This is a genomic window from Aquimarina atlantica (assembly GCF_000626715.1).
In the GTDB taxonomy this organism is placed as follows: domain Bacteria; phylum Bacteroidota; class Bacteroidia; order Flavobacteriales; family Flavobacteriaceae; genus Aquimarina; species Aquimarina atlantica.
The window spans coordinates 317,289-339,682 of sequence record NZ_AQRA01000001.1 but is presented as its reverse complement, the minus strand read 5'-3'; the positions used below and the strand labels follow the sequence as shown (position 1 = coordinate 339,682).

At 33.5% G+C, this 22,394-nt stretch carries 18 protein-coding genes; 2 read left to right on the top strand and 16 right to left on the bottom strand.

Translation table 11 applies throughout. The features are described from left to right. Nucleotide 1: 1 nt before the first annotated feature. From ATO12_RS01490 to hisG, 11 genes are all read right to left on the bottom strand, one after another. Complete coding sequence (locus ATO12_RS01490) at nucleotides 2–2,662, bottom strand: gliding motility-associated C-terminal domain-containing protein (RefSeq protein ID WP_051575519.1); 2,661 nt, start codon at nucleotides 2,660–2,662, stop codon at nucleotides 2–4. Between the two features lie 280 nt (nucleotides 2,663–2,942). Next, nucleotides 2,943–3,539, bottom strand: coding sequence for a bifunctional phosphoribosyl-AMP cyclohydrolase/phosphoribosyl-ATP diphosphatase HisIE (gene hisIE, locus ATO12_RS01485; protein WP_034238008.1), 597 nt, complete (start codon nucleotides 3,537–3,539; stop codon nucleotides 2,943–2,945). 77 nt (nucleotides 3,540–3,616) lie between these two features. Next, a complete protein-coding gene (hisF, locus tag ATO12_RS01480) occupies nucleotides 3,617–4,372 on the bottom strand; it encodes an imidazole glycerol phosphate synthase subunit HisF (protein WP_034238006.1) in 756 nt (251 codons plus the stop codon). Continuing rightward, nucleotides 4,366–4,509 carry a hypothetical protein gene (locus tag ATO12_RS25845; protein WP_165583307.1) on the bottom strand — a complete coding sequence of 48 codons (144 nt, stop codon included), beginning with the start codon at nucleotides 4,507–4,509 and terminating at the stop codon, nucleotides 4,366–4,368. The genes hisF and ATO12_RS25845 overlap by 7 nt, the downstream gene beginning before the upstream one ends. Before the next feature lie 4 nt (nucleotides 4,510–4,513). Beyond that, entirely contained in the window at nucleotides 4,514–5,242 is a 729-nt protein-coding gene (hisA, locus tag ATO12_RS01475; protein ID WP_034238004.1) for a 1-(5-phosphoribosyl)-5-[(5-phosphoribosylamino)methylideneamino]imidazole-4-carboxamide isomerase, read from the bottom strand. A 37-nt stretch (nucleotides 5,243–5,279) separates the two neighbouring features. Beyond that, nucleotides 5,280–5,636 (bottom strand): four helix bundle protein, encoded by a 357-nt coding sequence (locus tag ATO12_RS01470; protein WP_034238003.1) that lies wholly within the window; start codon nucleotides 5,634–5,636, stop codon nucleotides 5,280–5,282. A 36-nt stretch (nucleotides 5,637–5,672) separates the two neighbouring features. Continuing rightward, complete coding sequence (gene hisH / locus ATO12_RS01465; RefSeq protein ID WP_034238001.1) at nucleotides 5,673–6,254, bottom strand: imidazole glycerol phosphate synthase subunit HisH; 582 nt, start codon at nucleotides 6,252–6,254, stop codon at nucleotides 5,673–5,675. A gap of 66 nt (nucleotides 6,255–6,320) precedes the next feature. Beyond that, a complete protein-coding gene (gene hisB, locus ATO12_RS01460) occupies nucleotides 6,321–7,457 on the bottom strand; it encodes a bifunctional histidinol-phosphatase/imidazoleglycerol-phosphate dehydratase HisB (protein ID WP_034237999.1) in 1,137 nt (378 codons plus the stop codon). A gap of 150 nt (nucleotides 7,458–7,607) precedes the next feature. Further along, a complete protein-coding gene (gene hisC / locus ATO12_RS01455; protein ID WP_034237998.1) occupies nucleotides 7,608–8,663 on the bottom strand; it encodes a histidinol-phosphate transaminase in 1,056 nt (351 codons plus the stop codon). 69 nt (nucleotides 8,664–8,732) lie between these two features. Then, nucleotides 8,733–10,016 carry a histidinol dehydrogenase gene (gene hisD, locus ATO12_RS01450; protein ID WP_034239125.1) on the bottom strand — a complete coding sequence of 428 codons (1,284 nt, stop codon included), beginning with the start codon at nucleotides 10,014–10,016 and terminating at the stop codon, nucleotides 8,733–8,735. Nucleotides 10,017–10,057: 41 nt separating this feature from the next. Beyond that, on the bottom strand, nucleotides 10,058–10,915 hold the full coding sequence (hisG, locus tag ATO12_RS01445; RefSeq protein ID WP_034237996.1) for an ATP phosphoribosyltransferase: 858 nt from the start codon (nucleotides 10,913–10,915) through the stop codon (nucleotides 10,058–10,060). Between the two features lie 344 nt (nucleotides 10,916–11,259). On the opposite strand from hisG, the gene ATO12_RS01440 reads away from it, so the two are divergent. Both ATO12_RS01440 and ATO12_RS01435 read left to right on the top strand, forming a co-directional pair. Next, on the top strand, nucleotides 11,260–12,183 hold the full coding sequence (locus ATO12_RS01440) for an OmpA family protein (RefSeq protein WP_034237995.1): 924 nt from the start codon (nucleotides 11,260–11,262) through the stop codon (nucleotides 12,181–12,183). Between the two features lie 13 nt (nucleotides 12,184–12,196). After that, the gene (locus ATO12_RS01435) at nucleotides 12,197–12,706 is read left to right on the top strand and encodes a hypothetical protein (RefSeq protein ID WP_034237993.1); all 510 of its coding nucleotides are present in this window, start codon (nucleotides 12,197–12,199) and stop codon (nucleotides 12,704–12,706) included. A 158-nt stretch (nucleotides 12,707–12,864) separates the two neighbouring features. On the opposite strand, the gene ATO12_RS01430 is transcribed toward ATO12_RS01435, so the two are convergent. The 5 genes from ATO12_RS01430 to ATO12_RS01410 all read right to left on the bottom strand — a co-directional run bounded on the left by ATO12_RS01430 (nucleotide 12,865) and on the right by ATO12_RS01410 (nucleotide 22,238). Next, nucleotides 12,865–17,004 (bottom strand): CUB domain-containing protein, encoded by a 4,140-nt coding sequence (locus ATO12_RS01430; RefSeq protein WP_051575518.1) that lies wholly within the window; start codon nucleotides 17,002–17,004, stop codon nucleotides 12,865–12,867. 133 nt (nucleotides 17,005–17,137) lie between these two features. Next, on the bottom strand, nucleotides 17,138–18,052 hold the full coding sequence (locus ATO12_RS25620) for a GNAT family N-acetyltransferase (RefSeq protein WP_051575517.1): 915 nt from the start codon (nucleotides 18,050–18,052) through the stop codon (nucleotides 17,138–17,140). A 22-nt stretch (nucleotides 18,053–18,074) separates the two neighbouring features. After that, a complete protein-coding gene (locus tag ATO12_RS01420; RefSeq protein WP_034239119.1) occupies nucleotides 18,075–19,214 on the bottom strand; it encodes a diaminopropionate ammonia-lyase in 1,140 nt (379 codons plus the stop codon). 156 nt (nucleotides 19,215–19,370) lie between these two features. Then, nucleotides 19,371–20,186: a prohibitin family protein gene (locus ATO12_RS01415; RefSeq protein WP_034237991.1), complete on the bottom strand. Its 816-nt coding sequence runs from the start codon at nucleotides 20,184–20,186 to the stop codon at nucleotides 19,371–19,373. A gap of 21 nt (nucleotides 20,187–20,207) precedes the next feature. After that, nucleotides 20,208–22,238, bottom strand: coding sequence for a hypothetical protein (locus ATO12_RS01410; RefSeq protein ID WP_034237989.1), 2,031 nt, complete (start codon nucleotides 22,236–22,238; stop codon nucleotides 20,208–20,210). Nucleotides 22,239–22,394 lie beyond the last annotated feature (156 nt).

Sequence of the window (22,394 nt, the reverse complement as noted above, 5' to 3'; positions counted from 1 at the left end):
TTTATCTGCTTAGGTAAAAACTTCCTTGTATAGGTAAATTATTTTCAAAGTTTGGAACAAAAACATAAAAGTATGTTCCCGAAGGAAGATCATCTCCTAACTGTACTGATACATTGCTTTCTCCTCTAAATTCTTCTGTATTAATATTTCCTTCATAGACAAGACTACCATACCTATTATATATTTTCAAATCAAAATCAGGAAATGCTTCGGGGATATTATATACCTCTTCTATCAACAAATCAAAAGTATCATTTTGACTATCACCGTTTGGCGATACTCCATCCTGAAAATCAAGAGTACATAATTCTCCATTGGCAAACCTCTCCCCGGTATTTAGTATATTTATCGGAACTTCAAGACGTTCGGATTCGCAATTATTTACATCAATTGCAGCAATATAATACACCTGGTTATCAAATAGTAAAGGATTATCAATAATAGGAATTTCACTTTCTAAAGTAACATACCAGTTATAATTTAGGACATCAACTTCAATATCTTCTAATCTCGCGGCATCAAGAATACAAAATTCCTGAGGAGGTACATTAGGGGTTGGTAAATCCACAATTTGTATCGCTACATTTAAAGAAGACTGATCACAAGGCAGTGTATTTGCTATTACATATCTAAAATTATAAATATTGTTTGTTAATGTCTCAAACTCTACTACCCCATCCGCACTTAATGCACCTGTGTTATCAGTATCTTCAAAAACTCCGATACGGGGAGTATCTCTGTCTAAAAGTGAATATAAGTTAACTCTACCATCGATTTTACAAAAAGTTTCGCTTCGATCACTACCAATATCTACTGGTTCTACAATGGTAATAGTTACTGTAGATTGATCTGACGCAGAACACCCGGGATTACCCGGAACTACGTATATATATTCTCCCGCTCCCAAAATCGGTAGCAAAACATTACTTGAATCAAAAACACCTAAATGATCTGGTGATGTATATCCAAAAGGGCCCGCCCAAGTTCCTGTTGTACTTGGATTGCCTCCTAAAAGGTCAAAAAGGGTTATCGTTAAGTCATCTGAGCAGAGTGTTGCACTTGCATCTTCTCCTGCATTAGATAATTTGTTAATTGTAAATGTTAGGTCTGCACTATCAACACATCCATTTACCGTATTTGTTGAATAGGTAAATGTAAATGTCTGAGAACTGTTGCTATTTGGAAAAACAAATGTATTATCAATAACATCTCCCGCTGAGTTTGTCCATACTCCAGTAGTTGCTATTGTATTACCGTTAGTTCTTAACAAGCTTCTAAGGTCTACTTGCCCTTGAGATTCGCAAAGGTTAATATCTTTTGTATCTTCTCCTGCATAGTCAAAAGGAAGAATTTCTATTGTAACCAAAGCTGTTTCAACATTACATTGGTGTTCACAATAATTTGGTTCTCCAGAATTAGCAAAAGGATCACATTCTATAGGAGCACTAGCATCACAATTAATCCATGGACTCACTCCATACTCAAAAACATAAGTCCCAGGTTGGGCTCCAAAAGTATGTATAGAACCTAAATAAGTATAATCACCCAATACACTTCCTAATGATATTAACCCTAAATTAGATGGTCCCGATACCAAACGCCAATTGGTATAAGAATTAGATTTATAAATAAAATCAAAACTTCCTTCTGTAGTAAACTCTAATAAATCAAATAGATCTAAATCCCCAGGAGTTTCATTTCTACAAATTTGAGGGGGCGGGTTAGGTTGATTAAATGGTCTTAGTTGCTCATAAAAAGTAAAACTAACAGTTGATTCTTCATCTCCACATACCGCTGATCGTTGTTCTACTGCATAAATAAAATTATAGGTTTCACACCCATATCGTAAATTATTACCATTATCAATTAAAGCATCATAAATTGCTCTTAGATTAATCATAGAATCTTGTTCATTTTCTATCTGTCCTGTAGGATCTAAATTATGCAGCCAAATCCCTTCTATGTCTTCTCCAGAAAGATATTGATCGTCTCTCAAATTAATATCTGCATCATAAACTCCCGCTAGCAAATCATCTTCACAAATCTCTGTGATAACAGGCTCTCCAGAATCTACTTGTCTTACCATTGCAATTCTTATCGTAGTCGATTGTGATGTCGAACATCCAAAAATACCGGAAACTGTATATGTTAACTCAAAAACCTCTTGATCTACTAATGGAAGTCCCGGTTGATATGGAATATCCACAAAAAGTTTAGATTCTTCGATTTTTACAAAACTTGAGCTCGACCCATTATATGTCCATTCCCCATTAGAATGGGGAGATGGAGTATTACTATCTAATGCAAAGGCACTAAATAAATTAAAACCATCAAGGTCACAACCTTGAGCATTTACATTAAGCGGTCCAGAAGGAGGTAATGCTACACCAGAATAAGGGCCTAGAATTAATCTTGCTGTCCTAACAGGAGTATCTCCACAAGTAGTTGTATTCCTTAATTCGAAAAAATAATCATTTTGCGTAACAATTGTAGATGCCTTTTTCAACTCCCACATAAATAAATTACCCGATGCAACATCAAACGCTGAGTCAAATCTTGGGTCTATACGCCATGTACCATCAGCAGGAGTTGTTCCAGTTTCATTATATATATTGATAATCCCATCGGGGCCATTAACTCCATCGAAGTCTATATTTTCCATATCACATTTTTCAATGGTAATAAGCCCCAGATTACATTGAGAATATATTTTCTGAGTACTTAGATATATGACAAATAATAGAAATAGTAGTTTACTAGTATATTTCAAAATTGACTTTATTTAATAAATGTTAGATATCTTAAAATAATTGATATACATATCTTACTATATTAATGTAAGATTATAAAGGGTAGGAAAAATTTCACACAAATATATATAAATTTTATACTCTAAAGCCATAATTCAAAAATAGTTTTCTTGTATCAAACAATGCGAAAAATTAAGATCTTGATTTTAAGATTTCTACAATATCTTTTAATTCAACTCCTTTTGCCTGTAATAGTATCAAATAATGAAATAACAAGTCTGCACTTTCGTTTAAAAATAACTCTTCATTATCGTCTTTAGCCTCTATTACTACTTCTACAGCTTCTTCCCCTACTTTTTGTGCTACTTTATTAATTCCTTTCCTAAATAACGATGCTACATATGATGATGTATCTTTCTGATTTTCTTTTCGATTTCTAATCACATCTTCAAGTTCTGACAAAAATCCATAAGATTGTTTATTATCCTCGTTCCAACATGTATCTGATCCTTTATGACAAGTTGGGCCTACTGGATTCACCATAATCAAAAGGGAATCATTATCGCAATCATTCTTTATGTCTACTAGATTCAAAATGTTACCACTTTCTTCTCCTTTTGTCCATAATCTATTTTTGGTACGACTAAAAAAAGTTACTTTTTTAGTTTCTACAGTGGTATTGTATGCCTCTTGATTCATGTAGCCAAGCATTAATACATTCTTAGTTATTGCATCCTGTATAATAGCGGGCACGAGTCCGTCACCATTTTTATTGAAATTTATTTCCATAATTTAAAACACTTCGAGAACTTTACTATGATATCAAAATTTATATCATTTGTTTTTGCCTATCGAAGATTCTTTTTTTATAATCGTACAGGAATTTTATTATCCTGTAATTTCTTTTTTAAGTTTTTAATTTCTATTTCTTTAAAGTGAAAAACACTTGCTGCCAGTGCTGCATCTGCTTTACCTTTTTTAAATGTATCTACAAAATGTTGAACATTTCCTGCTCCACCAGAAGCAATTATGGGGATATTTAGTTCTTCTGATAGCATAGACAATGCTTCATTTGCAAATCCGTCTTTGGTACCATCATGATCCATAGATGTAAACAATATTTCTCCTGCTCCTCGTTTTTCTACTTCTTTCGCCCAGTCAAACAAATCCAACTCTGTAGGTACTTTGCCTCCTACTAAGTGTACTATCCATTTGTCATCGATTTGTTTTGCATCTATAGCCACAGTAATACATTGTGATCCAAATTTTCCTGCCAGATCATTAATCAATTGTGGATTCTTTACCGCAGATGAATTTATAGATACCTTATCTGCTCCATTTTGCAATAAAACATCTACATCTTCAATAGAAGAAATTCCTCCTCCTACAGTAAAAGGGATATTTACTTTTTCTGCTACTTTAAGCACTAATGCTGCTAATGTTTTACGACGTTCTTCTGTTGCAGAAATATCTAAAAACACTAATTCATCTGCACCTGCTTTTGAATATGCATCGGCAAGTTCTACGGGATCGCCAGCATCTCGTAGATCAACAAAATTGACTCCTTTTACGGTACGTCCATTTTTGATATCTAAACACGGTATAATTCTCTTTGTTAACATAATTCTTTTTTACTCAGTTCTTTTACGATGCAATCTCTAATTACTTCTTGAGCTTTATGTACTATAGACTTCAGTTTTTCAAAAAGTTGCTTTTCAGCAGATTTATTTTCAGAAGAAACAGCAAACTTTTGCTCCATTTTTTTATGTTTTTGACAGGACAAACTCTTCTAATTGTTTCAAGCTTATTTTATTTTCATAAATCGCTTTTCCAATAATAGTTCCTTCGCAACCAATTTCTGCCAGTTTTGGTAATTCATCAAAAGCAGAGATTCCTCCTGATGCTATTAATTTAAGTTGATCTGTTTGAGATAATATCCTTTGATATAGCTCGAATGAAGGTCCTTGTAGCATCCCATCTTTACTAATATCGGTACAAATCACATAAGTTATTCCCTCTTTCTGATACTCTTGAATAAATGGAATCAATTCTTTATCACTTTCTTCTAACCATCCACTTACTGCAATCTTTTCATGATGCGCATCTGCTCCTAAAATAATTTTATCTGTTCCAAACTTTTGCAACCAGGATGTAAAAATTTCGGGATCTTTTACAGCAATACTTCCTCCTGTAATTTGATTTGCTCCACTCTCAAAAGCGATTCTAAGATCATCATCGGTCTTAAGACCTCCTCCAAAATCAATTTTCAAGCTTGTTCTTGAAGCGATTTGCTCTAACACTTTATGATTGACAATATGTTTAGATTTTGCTCCGTCTAAATCAACTAAATGCAGATATTCGATTCCATGGGCTTCAAACTCCTTAGCAACTTCTAATGGATTTTCATTATATATTTTTTTTGTGTTATAATCTCCTTTCGAAAGACGAACACATTTTCCTTCGATAATATCTATAGCTGTTATGATTCTCATAGTTTTACTTACTGTATTATGTCTTAAGTATTATGTTTTAAGATTTCTTAATGCTTCGCTGAAGAGAATAGTTCATATTTCTAATCTCTCTACAAGAATTGAGTAATGTACCTATTTGATCCTTACTTATAAAATCTAGCTTCACGATTAAAAGTAATTGTGTTTCTAACTCACAAGTTGATCCATTCGCTATACTCAAAAAATGAATAAACTCTTTTGGTGAATTTCTACCTGCACCTTCTGCAATATTTGATGGAATCGAAACCGAACACCTTTTGATTTGTAACACCAAACCATATTGCTCATTATCGGGAAGAAGCTTCATTACTTTATAAACTTCGCATACCAAATCCATAGATTTCTTCCAAACATTTAGGTTCTCAAATTTATTCATACTACAACTTAATACTTTGTACTTATTACTTTATTTTTACATTTTCAAAAAATTCTTTAATATCTTCTCTCCTACAACACTACTTTTCTCTGGGTGAAACTGGGTTCCGTAGAAATTATCTTTTTGCAGCGCTGTACTATACGTTATTCCATAATGAGTCTTTGCAACTGTATCTTTGGTAACCGGCGCATAGTAACTGTGTACCAAATAGATATATTCATTTTCTAAGATCCCATCAAACAAAGGTGAATCGAGAGATTCTATCTGATTCCAGCCTATTTGTGGTACTTTTACATGATTATCGAATCGTACGACATTAACATCAAAAATCCCTAATCCCTTAGTATTTCCTTCTTCGGTATAGTTACACATTAACTGCATCCCCAGGCAAATTCCCAAAACAGGTTGTTCTAATTCTGGAACCAAGCGATCTAATCCAGAATCTTTAAGTTTATGCATTGCACTACTCGCCTCGCCTACTCCCGGAAAGATGATTTTATCTGCTGCTTTGATCTCTTCGGGATTGTTACTTAATATCGCTTCATATCCCAGTCTTTGTATTGCGAATTTTATAGATTGGATATTTCCTGCTCCGTAATTGATAATTACAATTTTCACTTTATATTTTTAGATTTATGATTTTCAGATTTACAATTCTTCAATCTTAATTCGTGACTAGACTAATTATAGCACTCCTTTGGTACTGGGTAAAATCATTTTATCGGGATCACGTTTTACTGCAACTTTAATAGCTTTTGCAAAAGCTTTAAAAATAGCTTCAATTTTATGATGCTCGTTAGTGCCTTCTGCTTTTACATTAAGATTTGCTTTAGCTCCATCGGTAAATGATTTAAAAAAGTGGAAAAACATTTCTGTTGGCATTTTACCAATCATTTCGCGATTAAATTCTGCTTCCCATACCAACCAATTACGTCCTCCAAAATCAATAGCTACCTGTGCCAAACAATCATCCATTGGTAAACAAAATCCATAACGTTCGATCCCCAATTTGTCGCCCAAAGCCTTACTAAACACTTCTCCTAATGCTATTGCTGTGTCCTCGATAGTGTGGTGTTCATCAACTTCTAAATCTCCTTTTACTTTGATATCTAAATCCATTTGGCCATGACGAGCAATTTGATCTAACATATGATCAAAAAATTCTAACCCTGTACTAATATCACTTCTACCGGTACCATCAAGATTTAGTTTGATGTAAATATCGGTTTCATTGGTTTTTCGGGAAATTTCTACGACGCGATCTTTCAGTTTAAGAAATTCATATATTTTTTGCCAATCATTGCTTTCTAGAGCAATATGATTGTTTAACTCTTCCTTCTTTATTGTAATTTCTCCTGTTCCCAGATTAGTGTTATCGTTAATAAAAATTCCTTTCGATCCCAGATTTTTAGCCAATTCCATATCGGTCAAACGATCTCCAATTACAAAAGAATTTACCAGATCATATTCTTCAGAAAAATATTCGGTCAATAAGCCTGTACCTGGTTTCCTGGTATTTGCATTTTCATGAGGAAAAGTTCTATCTAGAAATACTTTATCAAACACAACTCCTTCATTTTCAAAAGATTTTATAATAAAATTATGTACAGGCCAAAACGTATCCTCAGGAAATACATCTGTACCCAAACCATCCTGATTAGTAATCATTACCAATTCATAGTTTAATTCCTGAGCTATTTTACCTAAATACGTAAATGCCTTTGGATAAAATATCATTTTCTCGAACGCATCTATTTGCTCATCTGCAGTTTCTTTGATAATCGTACCATCACGATCTATAAATAATACTTTCTTTTTCATCTATTTATATATTTATTGTTTTTTAATGGTCAGATAGAATCGCCATAGCATCATTTCGGTTGGATACCAACTTAATTGTAATGGCTTATTTCATACTGTAATATTGTCTCTAGTTTTACTTTTATTTAAAAAATTTCTAAAATGAGTTCATTAGTTTGAAATTAAGGTAAGTACTTCTATCAATTTTTCATTTTCTTCCTTAGTACCTACAGTAAATCGAAGTGTATTTTTGCATAAGGGTTGTGTACTTCTATTGCGAACCACAATACCTTCCTTAATTAACTGATCGTAACGTTTATTAGCGTCATCTACTCTTACCAAAATAAAGTTGGCATCACTTTTAAATATTTTCTCTACAAAACTTATGTTAGATAACGCTTCTTCCAAAAGGGTACGCCCTTCTATTATAGCAGATATTTCAGCTAGAATTTGATCTTCATTACTAACACGTTGCAGCGCTCGCTGTTGCGTTAATTCGTTCACATTATAAGGAGGTTTAATTTTATTTAAAATATCTATTATTTCTTCAGAAGCATAACAAATCCCAAGTCGTATACCTGCCAAACCATATGCTTTAGATAGTGTCTGTGTTACTATAAGGTTTGGATACCTATCTATACTCCCTACCCAACTTTCTCTATCTGTAAAATCGATATAAGCTTCGTCTATAATTACCAATCCCCTAAAACGCTCAAGAAGTTCTTCTATTCGTTTTTGTTCAATCAAATTTCCTGAAGGATTATTAGGAGAGCAAATAAAAAGTAATTTAGAATCACTATTCGCTGTAGCAAGTATCGCTTCGACATCTGGTTGAAAACCTTCTTCTAGCCATACTTGTTGTTCTTCTATATTATTGATCTCTGCTAATACTTTATACATCCCATATGTAGGGGGCAGTGTAATGATATTGTCGATACCAGGTTCGCAAAATGCTCTAAATATCAGATCTAATACTTCATCGCTACCATTACCAAGAAGTAAATTGGTTTCTGAAACTTTTCTTTGATTTGCTATTATCTTTTTTAAGCTTTTCTGTTGCGGATCAGGATATCGATTGACTCCATTTTCGTAAGGATTTTCATTGGCATCTAAAAAAACCATATCCTGATCAAAATCTGTAAACTCGTCTCTGGCCGAACTGTACGGTTTTAGGTATTGTATGTTCTTGCGAACTAATTGTTTTATGCTGAATTGTGTTTTGTTCATTTTTAATGTATTGCTGTTGGTTAAAGCCTAATTAATGATTACCAGCTACTTGTATCAATCGAATAACAATTATTTCAAACTATCTAATCGTAATGTTACTGCATTTTTATGTGCTTGTAAACCTTCTGCTTCAGCCATAAGTTCAATTGCTTTACCTATGTTCTGGATGCCTTGTTTTGATATTTTCTGAAACGTCATTGATTTCATAAAGCTATCCAGGTTTACACCGCTATATTGTTTTGCATATCCATTAGTTGGTAACGTATGATTAGTCCCCGAAGCATAATCACCAGCACTTTCTGGGGTGTAATTACCTATAAATACAGAACCGGCGTTGGTTACATTATCAATATAAAAATCTTCATTTTTTGCACATACTATAAAATGCTCTGGGCCATATTCATTAATTAATCTTATAGCTTTCTGGTCATCTTCTACATAAATCAATTTGGAATTAGATATAGCTCCTTCTGCAATTTCTTTTCTTGGCAAAACTGCTAATTGTTTGGCTACCTCTTTTTCTACCTCATTCATCATTTCTTTAGATGTAGATACCAAAATCACCTGGCTATCTTTACCGTGTTCTGCCTGGCTTAACAAATCAGAGGCAACAAAAGATGCATCTGCAGTGTCATCTGCAACTACAAGTAATTCACTTGGTCCGGCTGGCATATCTATAGCAACTCCAAACTTAGTTGCCAACTGCTTTGCCACAGTTACAAATTGATTCCCCGGACCAAATATTTTATATACAGACGGGATAGTTTCTGTGCCAAAAGTCATTCCTGCAATAGCTTGAATCCCTCCTACTTTACAAATCTTTGTTACTCCACAAAGATTAGCAGCATACAAAATAGCTGGGTGGATTTTCCCTTCTTTATTTGGAGGAGAGCATAATACAATTTCTTTGCATCCTGCAAGGTTAGCAGGAACTGTTAACATCAAAATTGTAGAAAATAAAGGGGCCGTCCCCCCTGGGATATATAATCCTACTTTTTGAATTGGTCTTTTCTCCTGCCAGCATTTTACTCCGATTGTTGTTTCTATAGAAACTTTATCCGTCTTTTGGGCAGCATGAAACTTTTCAATATTAGATTTAGCTAATTGTATAGCATCTTTTAGGTTTTGATCTATTAGTTTTTTTGCTTCTTCTATTTCTTCAGAACCTACAAGAATTGCATCAAGATCTACTTTATCAAATTTCTTTGTATATCGTTGTACCGCCTGATCACCTTCTGTTTTAATTTCATTAAAAACGGTCAACACGTTTTCTTCAATATCTGCCACTGTTTGTGTTGGTCTCTTTAATATTTCTGACCAATTATTTTTATTGGGATTGTATATTTTTTGCATCTCTTTTTCTTTTCTGCTGTAACAGAAACACATTAAATTATTTATAAAACCATTTTTTCAATCGGACAAACCAAAATTCCTTCTGCTCCTTCTGCTTTTAACTCATCAAGAATATCCCAAAATTTATTTTTTTCTACAACAGTATGAATAGAGCTCCAGCCCTCTTCTGCCAGCGGTAATACTGTAGGGCTTCGCATACCAGGTAATATTTTAACGATATCTTCGATTTTATGATTGGGAGCATTAAGCAAGACATATTTAGAATTTCTTGCTTTTAAAACAGCTTTGATTCTAAATTGCAATTTTTCAAGAAGTTTTTTATTGTCTTCTGATATTTTTGGAGATACCGCAAGTACAGCTTCAGACGTAAGCATAACCTCTACTTCTTTAAGGTTATTTTTAAATAAGGTGCTACCACTGGATACAATATCACAAATTGCATCTGCCAAACCAATATTGGGTGCGATCTCTACCGATCCGGATATTTGATGTAATTCTGCCGAGATTCCTTGTTTTTCTAGATATTCATTAACTGTATTTGGGTATGATGTAGCAATTCTTTTTCCGTCGAGATCTTTAATCGAATTGTACTCGAAATCTTTTGGGACCGCCAGAGAAACTTTACATTTTGAAAAATTAAGTCGCTCTGTAATCGAAATATCTTTTCCTTTTTCTATAAGTACATTCTCTCCTATAATAGCGATATCAACGATACCATCTCTAAGATACTGAGGTATATCTCCGTTTCTTAAAAACATAACTTCCATAGGAAAGTTACGGGTTTGAGCTTTTAATTGATCCTTACCATTATCAATCGAAATACCGCAGTCTTTTAATATTTTTACTGAATCTTCATTAAGACGCCCGCTTTTTTGAATTGCAATTTTAATTTTTGACATTTTTTTGTTGTTGTGCTTGAGTAATTCAAAAACGAGTTTTGCAGAAACAAAAAACCCGTTTGAATTACTCAAACGGGTTTTCATATTATTGTGTTATACACATACCATACCTACCACGCCTGAGCGAAAATGTAAGAATGATGATGATGTACAAATATATTATTCATTGTTTTTTCTAAATACCCTGCGAATTTATAAAAAATTATTTTCACTCAAACGCATTTCAGCTTATTTTTTTGCGATTCATCTTTTTTCTATCATTAAATTCATAGAATTTAAAGCCTGCAATAGGTTGATTATAAACATTTTTATAACTTTAAAAAACCAATACTAATCAACAACGCATGAAAAATTTCTCCTCTTTCCTTATTTTTTTACTTTTTGCCTGGCTGGCAATATGGTGGTATTACTCTTGTGATTGGTGTTCAAAAAGCACTGATGAAAGTATACCTGTAGTAGAACAAAAACCTAACCCTGAATTAGAAGCGTTAGCTAAAAAAGCATATGAAGATAGTATCGCAGCAGCAAATAGAAATGTTGGGTTATTTGCAAAAGGCCCCCATGGGCAAGATGTATTTCGATATATTGAAAACCTAAAGATTAACAATACTAATGGAGATGTATTTATCCCCAATTCTTTAAAAGGTTTTAGTCAACAAGTAGCTGATTATTTAGGGAAACACCAAGATCAGGAACTTATCATTTATGGTTATGAAAATTCTTCTGAAAATAGTGATAGTACACAGTTAGGTATTTCTAGAGCTAACTTTATTAAAGATATCTTGGTTAAAGCTGGAATTAATGCAGATCGTATTGTAACTAAAATGCAATTAAATGATTATATCTACTCTGATAATGGAGAATATCCTGGCGGGATATTATTAAATTTCAACACATTAAACAAAGATAGATTGATCGAAGTCGAAAAAAGTATCGCTACAAGAACGTTATATTCTAATTTTGCTCAAAAAACATTTCAACCCGATGCAACTTTATCTAATTATGCGTTAGAGCTTAAAAATTACATTAATAAATATCCTGATAAATCGGTTGTAATCACAGGTCATACAGATGATGTTGGTGAGGAAGAAGCAAATCTTTGGTTTGGACAACAAAGAGCAAATAATGTGAGAGACTATCTTATTTCGCAAGGTATAGCTAAAGATAAAATCATAGCCTTATCTAAGGGAGAATCAAATCCTATCGTTCCGAATGATAGCGAGGAAAACAAAGCAAAAAACAGAAGAATAGAAATAACCGTAAACTAAAAATATTACAACTATGTTAGATTTTTTAAACGAAGCAAATTGGTGGTGCCTATTATTGCTATTATTCCTGGCATTTTTGTTAGGAAGGTTCTTATCAAGAAGAGCGCTCAAAAAGAAATATAAAAAAGCATTAGATGAATGTGAAAGAGAAAATGCTATGCTAAAAAATGCAAGTAATGAAAAAGCAAATTCGACATTTTCTAATCCTGGAAATGGAATTAAAGCGGTTAAGACACGGGGTCACGGAGGAGTTGCGGTTACTAATGGCGGAGAAATGCCTACATTAAATTTTGATAGTTTTGGCAAAGCAGACGCCTCTCAAAAGGATGATTTAAAGCTAATTAGCGGGATTGGTCCTTTCATTGAAGAAAAATTAAACAGTATTGGCATCTATACTTTTGATCAAATTAGTAAATTTACCACAGAAGATATTGATACAGTAACTACGCTTATTCAATTCTTTCCTGGTAGAATTGAAAGAGATAAATGGACAAAGCAAGCTAAAAAACTTAAAGATAAGTAGTAACCACTAACCATTTTACTATTTAGTAAGGCCTTCATAATTTGTATTATGGAGGCTTTTTTATTTATAAAAGTAAACAGAGGTAAAATAACATATTCAAAAAAAAGAAGACTGCCTTTTCAGGCAGCCTCCTAAACAAATCACTATTATAAAAAATATTATTTTTTCACGAATTGTTTGATACTTTTACTTTTTTCTGACTTCAACTCCAGAATATATACTCCTTTGGTTAAGTTTTGTAAATCAATATTATTATTTCGAATAACTCCCTGATTAACAATTTGACCAGTTATATTCATTATTTTATAATTGATTAAAGATGTCGTCTTAGCTGCGTTAATATGCATAACACCTTCTACCGGATTAGGGTAGAAACTTACATCAAAAGCTTTACTTTCCTGGTTATTAAGCCCAAAATCTGTTAAATCTCCTGTTGATCTATCAGCTACAGCTCCTGCATTTGAGGTAGTTAATGAGATATTATCTACAGCCATATCCCCTTGCCAAGAACTTCCTGAAGTACCTATAAAACGCATTTTTATTGATCTTCCTATGTAGGCATTTAAATCAACGTTGGCATTATTCCAAGCATTACCTTGAGTACCTGTTTTACTCCAGATAGATACCCAATTCGCTCCGTTATCATTACTTATTTCTAACTTAAGTTCACCTACTGCATTTCCCAGCATATGATACCTAAATGTAAAACTTGGTGAGTTTACTCCATTCAAGTCAAAACATGGAGAGTTAAGGATTGTTCTTTTATTAGGATTATTAGGAGCAGAAGTCTCAACATATATATAGTTGCTACCTTCTTGTGCTCCAGATGGGCCAGTATTTCTAGAACGGGTTCCTCCAGATTGGCGAGTCCAATCAAAATCGTCCCCAGCACCTTGAGTCCAACCTCCCATACCTGCTTCAAATCCTTCGTTATAAGGAAAAGCACTAATACCGTTTGCGCAACCAGGATCTACAGCATTACAAGGCGCACAATCTCCTCCACAGTCTACTCCGGTTTCATTTCCATTTTGAATACCATCATTACAAGTTGCTACTCCTTGAACCGTAGAAGTATACCTTGCTGCCCATCCAGGTGCAGTCACTGACCCGTCTGATGTAAATCGAACAAACATGGCATTACCTGTGGATACCATTTGATTTGGTAATGTTGCTCCAGAAAATCTACCTAATTGTGTTGCATTAGCGTTTTCTCCATCATATACCGTAACAAAATCATAATTAGATTCTGTGTTATAACTATCAAAGTTTAGTGTTACAGTACCTCCGTTTCCAGGTTTAATTAACCATGTACAATTTTGATTGTTACTGTAATTTTGTGTACCACTACCATCTTCAAAATTGCCAGAATTTGCTGTTAATGTAGCTCCTCCATTACAAGGGTCAGCTGCAGCAGCACTTGTAGTAGTATTAACAATATTACTATCTGCAGATGTATTACCAGCAGCATCTTTAGCTCTTACCTTGAATTCGTAAGAAGTATTTGCAACCAGACCAGTTACTGTTCTATTTGTAGCATTTACAGTTGCAATAACAACTCCATCTTGATATACGTCATATTCTGTTACCCCAACATTATCATTAGATGCTGTCCATCCTAAATCTATAGTTGTCTGTGTTATATTTGACGCAACAAGATTTGTTGGTGCAGTTGGGGCCTCGTTATCCTGTGCTCCATTTGCTGTGAATGAACCTGTAAACACACCTCGCCCATAGGTAGAAGCAATAATTTTATTATTATTTTGATCTCCATTTACTTCCCAATAATCAAAAGAGGTTACACTAGCATCACTCATTCCATTTTGTGATCTAACCCAATTTGGATTTGCCGCATCAAAATTAGTAGTAACCCACACTCCTAGTTGTGTTCCTACGATAACTTCTGTTCTGTCTAATGGATTTTGTAAAATATCTCTAACAGGGATATCCGGAAGATCTCCTTCTTTATTTAACCAATTAGCTCCGGCATCAGAAGAGTACCATACACTAGTAACACCATAGTTATGAATTGTTACCATGATATCATTTGCTGTTGCTCCTAATCTAACAGAAGAGACAGATCCAACAAAAGGAGTATTTATTTCTTCCCAATTAGCTGCGCCCAGGCCTACATTTGTTAATCTTAACAAACCTCCAGAAGCGGTACCAACATACCAAGTGTTATTAGCAAAAGAAGAAGCTATAAAAGCTGTTGGCTTACTAGTTAATAATGCATTTGTAATATCATCATTTCTATTTCCTGCCACATCGATTGTTCTTATAGCATAGTTCCAAGTCTGTGTAGCTGCATCATAAGAAGAGGCATTTGATAATAAATAATTTGCATCACTATCGTATCCCATCTGATTTACAAAATCACCAGTTCCCTGATCATTTACAAGTCTTGTGGCTCCTCCTTGAATTCTACTACGTCCATCCCATGGTAAATTAAATCTATAAATTACATTATGTACATATGTAGCAATCATATATTCACCATCTTTATCTATAAAAGTGTAGAAACCATCTCCTCCTGTTAATGGTTCAGATCCATTTATTCCTGCTACTACATTTCTAAATGCCTGAGATCCATTATCCTGGGATCCCGCAGAAAAAATACCTGCTACATCACCAGCTCCATTAGGTCCTATACCTGCCTTTACATACTGGGTTACATTATAATTATTATTTCTTGCTCCAAATACATTATTATTTGCAGCCGTAGACAGGCTATTTGCATAATACATCCCTCCATCATTACCAAAAATTGCCTGATTTGAGTTTCCGGGTCGAAATGCCATAGCATGCTGATCTGCATGAACAATAGAAGCTCCTAATCCGGCTAAATTATTATTGTTAGACCATTTTGAAATTTGGCTCCATGCATCACCACTATTTGTTGATCTAAAAAGATCAATTCCTCCTACATATACTATATCATCATTATTGGGATCTGATTCTATCATTAAATCATAAAACGCTTGTCCTCTGGTAAAATCATTTGCAGGAATATCATTATCTACATCATTTGGCAATGCGGTTGCAGTTGGGGCAGTTGCAAAACCATCTGTACTTCGATAAACATGAACAGGGTCTATTACTCTATTATTAGCATCTCTGGCAACTCCTTGAGTTAGTGCATATATTTTGTTAGCATCAGTTTCTGAAGTTTCTAATTCTACTCTATTAGAATCATTAAGAGGAGAAGCCGCGGCTTCTGTCCATGTTGCACCATCAACAGAACTAAATACGCGCCCTCCTCCATTTCCTAACGGAGAATTAATTGTACCAACCCATAATCTATTATCGGCTCCTATTTCAAAATCATTAGGTATATAGTAATAATTTACATTATTTCTTTGGTATTGCATATTAGCAGATTCTATTCTATTCCAGTTTGCTCCACCGTCTATTGATCTGTAAATTCCAGCAGACTGTATTCCTAACCAGTTTGTTGGTCCAGAAGAGTCTCCATATCTATGTGCACCTACACCAACAAATAATTCGGTACGATTTTGCGCTGTATTATTCCAAGCTACAATATCATTTACATAATAAATCCCAGAAAGGAAAAGATTTGTAGCATTAAAATTAATATTTCCACCTCCCGCAGGTGGGATATTTAATGCCTGCCATGTGGTTCCTCCATCTGTGGATCTATATACGCCATTACCTACAACATCTCCTGCTGTATATTGTTCTCCTGTACCCACATACCAAGTATTAGAGTTTCTTGGATCAACGGTTATTGAAGTTACTGAAAGGTTTCCGGGAACATTTTGTACACGACTCCATTGTGAAGCCGCAGATGTAATATCATTATTAACCCATAATCCACCACTTACACCACCAGCATAAACTCTTCTATTGTTGGCATCATTAGGGTCAAATAAAATAGCTCGTGTACGTCCTCCAATATCATTAGGACCTCTTTCTACCCAAGGGTTATCTTGTGCATCTCCCGGGGCTCTTTTTGCTGTATTTGCTAATTGTTTTTGAACTGCATAGATCTTCTCTGGTTCTGTTTTACCAGTTGCAGGGTTCATAGTTAACTCCCACATTTGTTCAAAATATTTATTAGGGGGAAGTCCTTTGGCTTTTCTCTCAGACTTTGTGAGTTTTAAAGTTTCTTTAAAGGGGCTGTTTTTTAAATACGAAGCATGTTGTTTTCGTAAATTGGTAATTTCGGTTTCACTTGTATTTTGTTCTAATTTTTCTGTCTTTATAGAATTTACGACAAGTGCGGATAGGGTGACCAGTCCTAGGCCCAGTACAACCGGGCGGGTCAATCTTTTTTTCATATGAGCATTCGTTGAGTTTGAGGTCTAAAAGTAGTATAATTATGGTTTTTTACCTAATTTAACATGAAAACAAGTTAATTTTAACATTTATAATATCACTTTTATATCTGCAAATTCAAGATACTACTATATCCTATTTTTCATCACTCCAAGCTACAGAAGACATTTTCCAATCAAGACCAACTTTGATAAACTGAATAGTTTTCATTCCTCGAGATTCAAAATACACACCGTTTAATTTACCTGATTTTTCATAAAAACTAAATCGTTGTGCTACATTACCGTATATTTCTGTTTTATGTAAAATTTCGCTTTCTCTAAAATCTGTAAGTGTCCCATCGCTTAGCATTTTTTTTCTCGGAGTTATAAACTCATTAAGATCATAGATTTCTGGAACACCATGGGTATTACTTATTATAATGCCATTAGCAATAAAGATATTACCAATTTCTTCAACATTAGGAGTATTCCCCTCTGCATTAGTAAACAGGCTAAAAAATCTCGTTGTTAACTGGTTTAGTTCATTTTCTTCTTTAGTGTCTGTAGGAGTAGAAAAAAACAAAACTGTATCCTTTTCTGGTAATTCTATTGTTTTCACAAAACGTAACCCTATTTTGTTTAACAATTTAATCGAAGCAATGTTATTAGGATTTGTTATTCCAACAATTTTATCAAGATGTAAGGTGTTTTTAGCATAGTGTATTGTTGCATTGGCTATTTCGTACCCATACCCCAATCCTAAATATTCTGGAAGCATTGCAAACCCAATATCAATATCCTCTAGCGTATCTCTATTTACTAGTCCACACATTCCTATAGAAGTACCGGTTTCTTTCAATACAACTACCCATAAACCGAACCCATTTTCTTTATAGCTTTTTATTAAATTATTTTCTAAAAATCCCTTTGCCTCTGCTTGTGTTCTAACATTTCTATCCCCGATAAATTCTATCCACTTTGGAGAGTTAACCAATTCTAAAACAAAATCAGAGTCTTTTAGGCTAAATTCACGAAGAGATAATCTTTCGGTTTCTAGTATTTTTCTCATTTATATTCTAATGTTCTATTAATTATTTTTCACTTATAATACTATCAAACATATCTATATCTGTTGCACCTTCGGTACTTATAAAAAGAATGTTAGTGGTTTCATTTATACATAGCGTTTCTTTTATCGGTTTATATTCTTGTTCTTTCATGATCGCAATAAAACCTGCTAAACCGCTAGCTCCAGATTCTCCAGAAATTATTTTTGTATCTGAACCATTAGGGAAATAAAGTTCCCGAATTGCTTCTCTCGAATACTTATCATCAATTTTGATCGAGATATCACTTCCATTTTTTATTAGATCCCATGCTCCTAGAGAAGGTGTTCCACAGTTAAGTCCAGCCATTATTGTTTCGCTATTTCCTAACGAAGTCGTTATTTTTCCTTTTTTAAATGAGGCAAGAATTGCATCTGCCTCTGTTGGTTCTACAATGATAATTTTGGGACGATTTGCCCCATACTTTTCTAAGTAATACCTAATGCCTGTTCCAGCAAAACTACCTACACCGGCTTGTAGAAAAACAAGATCTATTCTGGGGCATGATGGAAGAAGAAGGCTATCTTCTATTTCTTGAAATAGTGTTAAATATCCTCCCATAATATATGCTGGTATTTCTTCATAATTCTCCCAGGCAGTATCTTGTACTAGCTCCCATCCATTTTTTTCACTTACCGCTTTAGCATAAGCACAGGTTTTATCATAATTACCATCTACTTGTTCAACTATAGCTCCTTCTTTTTCAATTGCTTGTATACGTTGATCTGTCGTTCCTTTTGGGACAAAGACTACTGCTTTTTTATTAAAAAAATTAGCTGACCATGCCACAGCCCTTCCATGATTACCATCTGTAGCAGTACAAAAAGTTTCTATTTGAGGTTTCTTTTTAAGGATTTGATGTATAGCATACGATGCTCCTAACCCTTTAAACGCATTTAAACCAAAACGAAACGACTCGTCTTTGACATAAATATTACCCACATTATACTTTTGGGATAGATTAGGTAAATGAATCAAGGGTGTTGGTTTATACCCCGGCAAAGATGAATGAAATGTCATTGCGTCATCACATTTCTCTAGAATAGCAGTAGTTACATTATCTACAAATGTATTATCCGGATTATTGATATAAAACGAAGAATCCATTTTATTTTTTATCTCCATCTTAAATATTTTTTTGTGTTTATGATCTTCATGGTATAGCATCTGCTATAACTCTCTAGCGTTTATAATTGTCAAGAGGTTTCACACATATTTCAATTCATAAAAAGTACAGGCACTCTAGAGTGCCTGTAAACATAATTACACGATCTTGTTTTTTTATTGATTACCAAGAATTATTGGCATTCCGTTTTTTCCTGATCCTACAACCACCACCTTAGCATTAGGTGATTTGGCGAGTTGTAATGTTGCTTCTATTCCTTTTTCTGTAAGAATTTTATCTGTTAACGAAGCACTTAAAATTTGATTCGCTACTGCTTTACCTTCTGCATCAATTTTTTGTCTTTCGGCTTCTTTTTTGGCTTTTTCTAGTCTAAACTCATATTCTAAAGCTTCTTGTTCTTGTTTTAATTTACGCTCGATTGCTTCTTTGATTGTCGGTGGTAATGTTACGTCACGTACCAACACTTCATTAAGCTGAATGTATTGATCACCAACTATCTTTTTCGTCTCTTCAAAAATTTCTTTTTGGATTGCATCTCGTTTACTAGAGTATAATTGTTCTGGAGTATACCTTCCTACTACACTACGAGCCGCAGATCGTATTGTTGGTAATAAAACTCGTGCTACATAATTTTCTCCTTTTTGTTGATGTAATAATCCCAATTTTTCATAATCTGGTTGAAACCAAGCAGAAGCATCTAATTTAATTTCTAATCCATTAGAAGAAAGTACCTGCATTTTTTCAAAAACTTCTTGCTGCCTTACTTCATAAACGATTACTTTATTCCAGGGAGCAACGATATGAAAACCTTCTCCCAGAGGTGGAGCATCTGTAACAACACCGCCTCCAAATGTTTTATAAAGTACACCGGCTTCTCCAGAACCAATAGTTTCTGTTGATTTTGAAATAAAGACGATTGTTAATACTAATAGAATTAGAATAGGTAACCCTATTTTTGGTAATTTTTCCATAATAATTTTGAGTTTTTAATTTTAAATAAGTCCGTTATATTTTCGTGCAAACCACTCTATAGTAAGTAACAAAATAACTATTGCCAAAAGATATTTCCAGTCAATTAAAGATACTACATTTTCTTTGTTTTTCTGTACAATTTGATATCTTTGATCTTCTAGTAATTCTTTTATAAGTGTATCTTTTTGGTTTAAATAATATGACTTTCCATTAGTATTAGTAGCTACTTGCTTCAGTTTTGTTACATCTGCATTAAGAAATTGTTGTTCTACATCATATTCCAGGATTGCAAAACTTCCAGAACGTGCTATATTCTCACCTAATACTGTTACTGTATAGTCATAATTTCCTGCATCAAGATTGCTTAAATCAACTTCATATGAATTATTTTTCAATAACATAGGTATAGTCTGTGTAGCTTCTGTTTCTTTATTTTTAATTGAAATCCTTAAATTTCCTCTCCTATCAAATTCATAATTCTTGGTAAAATACTCTGCTTTAATAATAACACTGGCATTACCATAATAAAATGACTCTGAGATGGTATTTAATCTACTCTTTCTTTTATTTGAAGCCAGATACTGAATCAGTTTACCAAAAAACTCATCAAAATCTTCAAATTTTTGAGTGTCTAAATAACTTTGAGCTCGCCATCTCCATATTCCCTCTCCAAACAAAACAGCTTCTCTTATTCCTCCTTGTTCTATAGTTGCAAGTAACATTTCATCTGTATCAATATTACTTATTGTTCTATATAATAAAGGGTCATGATTCGAATTCATTCTAATTTCTCCAAAAGTTCCTATTAAGGGAGGGTAACCTTGAAAACCAATATCTTCTTGAAGAAATGCTCCATAATTAGTATTATACCTGGGAACATAATATTCATTCTGCCGTGTAATTTCCTGGGTATATTTATTTTGTATCCTATTAAGGAAAACCCAATCTGTCTTTGGGCCTGTAATTGTAAAATAATTTTTTTTCAAGGTATTTAATTTTTCATATACTGCCCTATATCTAGTATTAGGCTGATACAAAATAACCAATTGATAATCGTCTAACTCTTTATTCTCATTTGGTTTACTAATTGTTATACTTCGTCTTTCATTGCTTTCGACACTTTTCTTTATAGCTCCAAGATCTGGATGTACTATATCACTAATCAACAACACATTGGTTTTTTGATCAATTACCTCGACAGCAAAAGTTTTTGAATTATTAATTGTATTTTTTTCTATATCCAAAGGTACCAATTCGGCAACGTATTGATTTACACCTACTGTACTAGCCGATAGAGTAAAATTAACCACCGTAGAATTATTTGTTCTTGAGAAAGAAACTGGTTGAGAAAAAATTGTATTACTCCCCGATTTTACACGAAATGTAGTTGTAATTTCTTCATTACCAGAATATGTAAGAATTACCTCTACCGGAAATTTATTTTTTAAATATGCATAGCGGTTAACATTAAGTTGCTGGATTTTGGTATCCAGTACCTTAATTGTATCTCCAGAAATAATCGGGTATACCGCTTGCTTATACCCTATACTACTAAATTGATAATCTTTACCGTAAGTTTGATTACCATCAGTGATCACAATTGTAGGAGCAATTGTGTTTTTATGAATTTGCTCTAGTTCTTCTAATGCTTTTGATATATTAGTCTGCTTTTGATCAAAAGAAAAGTGTAAAGAATCATTTAGTTTATCAGAAAACGAATAATAGGCAATATCAAATCTTTCATTAAGTTCTTTATTATCAGTAATTTGGTTTACAAACTGAGTAACTTTCTGATCTTGTTTAAGATATTTTATTGAAGAAGAGTTGTCAACAGCAACTACCAGAGCAGGTTTCTCTATATAATAAGTCTTCTGTTTGAAGGTAGGGTTAATTAACAATAATAATAGAGCAAAAACACTAAGAAAGCGTAAAAAAGCAAAAAACAGGATATTTTTTTTCCTGTTTTTTGTCTTATACCAATATTGAAACAATGCAACAATTAATGCTGTGATAAAAGCGGCTATGATCAATAAAATTGTTTGTGTTTGCATTCTATAAATTACGATATACGATGTGTTGAGTTACGAAATACAGTTTATTTTAGAGTGTTAAGTGCAACTCTTTTCATACAAGTTGAAATTTAATGACTTTAGCATCAAAAAATATTAAAATATTCAAAAAAATGATTCATAAATCGTTAATCGCAA

Excerpts from the sequence above, each read along its gene's own strand:
- ATO12_RS01470 (WP_034238003.1), bottom strand. The coding sequence starts at position 5,636 with ATGAATAAATTTGAGAACCTAAATGTTTGGAAGAAATCTATGGATTTG.
- hisF (WP_034238006.1), bottom strand. The coding sequence starts at position 4,372 with ATGTTAACAAAGAGAATTATACCGTGTTTAGATATCAAAAATGGACGT.
- hisIE (WP_034238008.1), bottom strand. The coding sequence starts at position 3,539 with ATGGAAATAAATTTCAATAAAAATGGTGACGGACTCGTGCCCGCTATT.
- hisG (WP_034237996.1), bottom strand. The coding sequence starts at position 10,915 with ATGTCAAAAATTAAAATTGCAATTCAAAAAAGCGGGCGTCTTAATGAA.
- hisA (WP_034238004.1), bottom strand. The coding sequence starts at position 5,242 with ATGAGAATCATAACAGCTATAGATATTATCGAAGGAAAATGTGTTCGT.
- hisB (WP_034237999.1), bottom strand. The coding sequence starts at position 7,457 with ATGAAAAAGAAAGTATTATTTATAGATCGTGATGGTACGATTATCAAA.
- ATO12_RS01410 (WP_034237989.1), bottom strand. The coding sequence starts at position 22,238 with ATGCAAACACAAACAATTTTATTGATCATAGCCGCTTTTATCACAGCA.
- ATO12_RS01430 (WP_051575518.1), bottom strand. The coding sequence starts at position 17,004 with ATGAAAAAAAGATTGACCCGCCCGGTTGTACTGGGCCTAGGACTGGTC.
- hisD (WP_034239125.1), bottom strand. The coding sequence starts at position 10,016 with ATGCAAAAAATATACAATCCCAATAAAAATAATTGGTCAGAAATATTA.
- ATO12_RS01435 (WP_034237993.1), top strand. The coding sequence starts at position 12,197 with ATGTTAGATTTTTTAAACGAAGCAAATTGGTGGTGCCTATTATTGCTA.
- ATO12_RS01420 (WP_034239119.1), bottom strand. The coding sequence starts at position 19,214 with ATGGAGATAAAAAATAAAATGGATTCTTCGTTTTATATCAATAATCCG.
- hisC (WP_034237998.1), bottom strand. The coding sequence starts at position 8,663 with ATGAACAAAACACAATTCAGCATAAAACAATTAGTTCGCAAGAACATA.
- ATO12_RS01415 (WP_034237991.1), bottom strand. The coding sequence starts at position 20,186 with ATGGAAAAATTACCAAAAATAGGGTTACCTATTCTAATTCTATTAGTA.
- ATO12_RS01490 (WP_051575519.1), bottom strand. The coding sequence starts at position 2,662 with ATGGAAAATATAGACTTCGATGGAGTTAATGGCCCCGATGGGATTATC.
- ATO12_RS01440 (WP_034237995.1), top strand. The coding sequence starts at position 11,260 with ATGAAAAATTTCTCCTCTTTCCTTATTTTTTTACTTTTTGCCTGGCTG.
- ATO12_RS25620 (WP_051575517.1), bottom strand. The coding sequence starts at position 18,052 with ATGAGAAAAATACTAGAAACCGAAAGATTATCTCTTCGTGAATTTAGC.
- ATO12_RS25845 (WP_165583307.1), bottom strand. The coding sequence starts at position 4,509 with ATGGAGCAAAAGTTTGCTGTTTCTTCTGAAAATAAATCTGCTGAAAAG.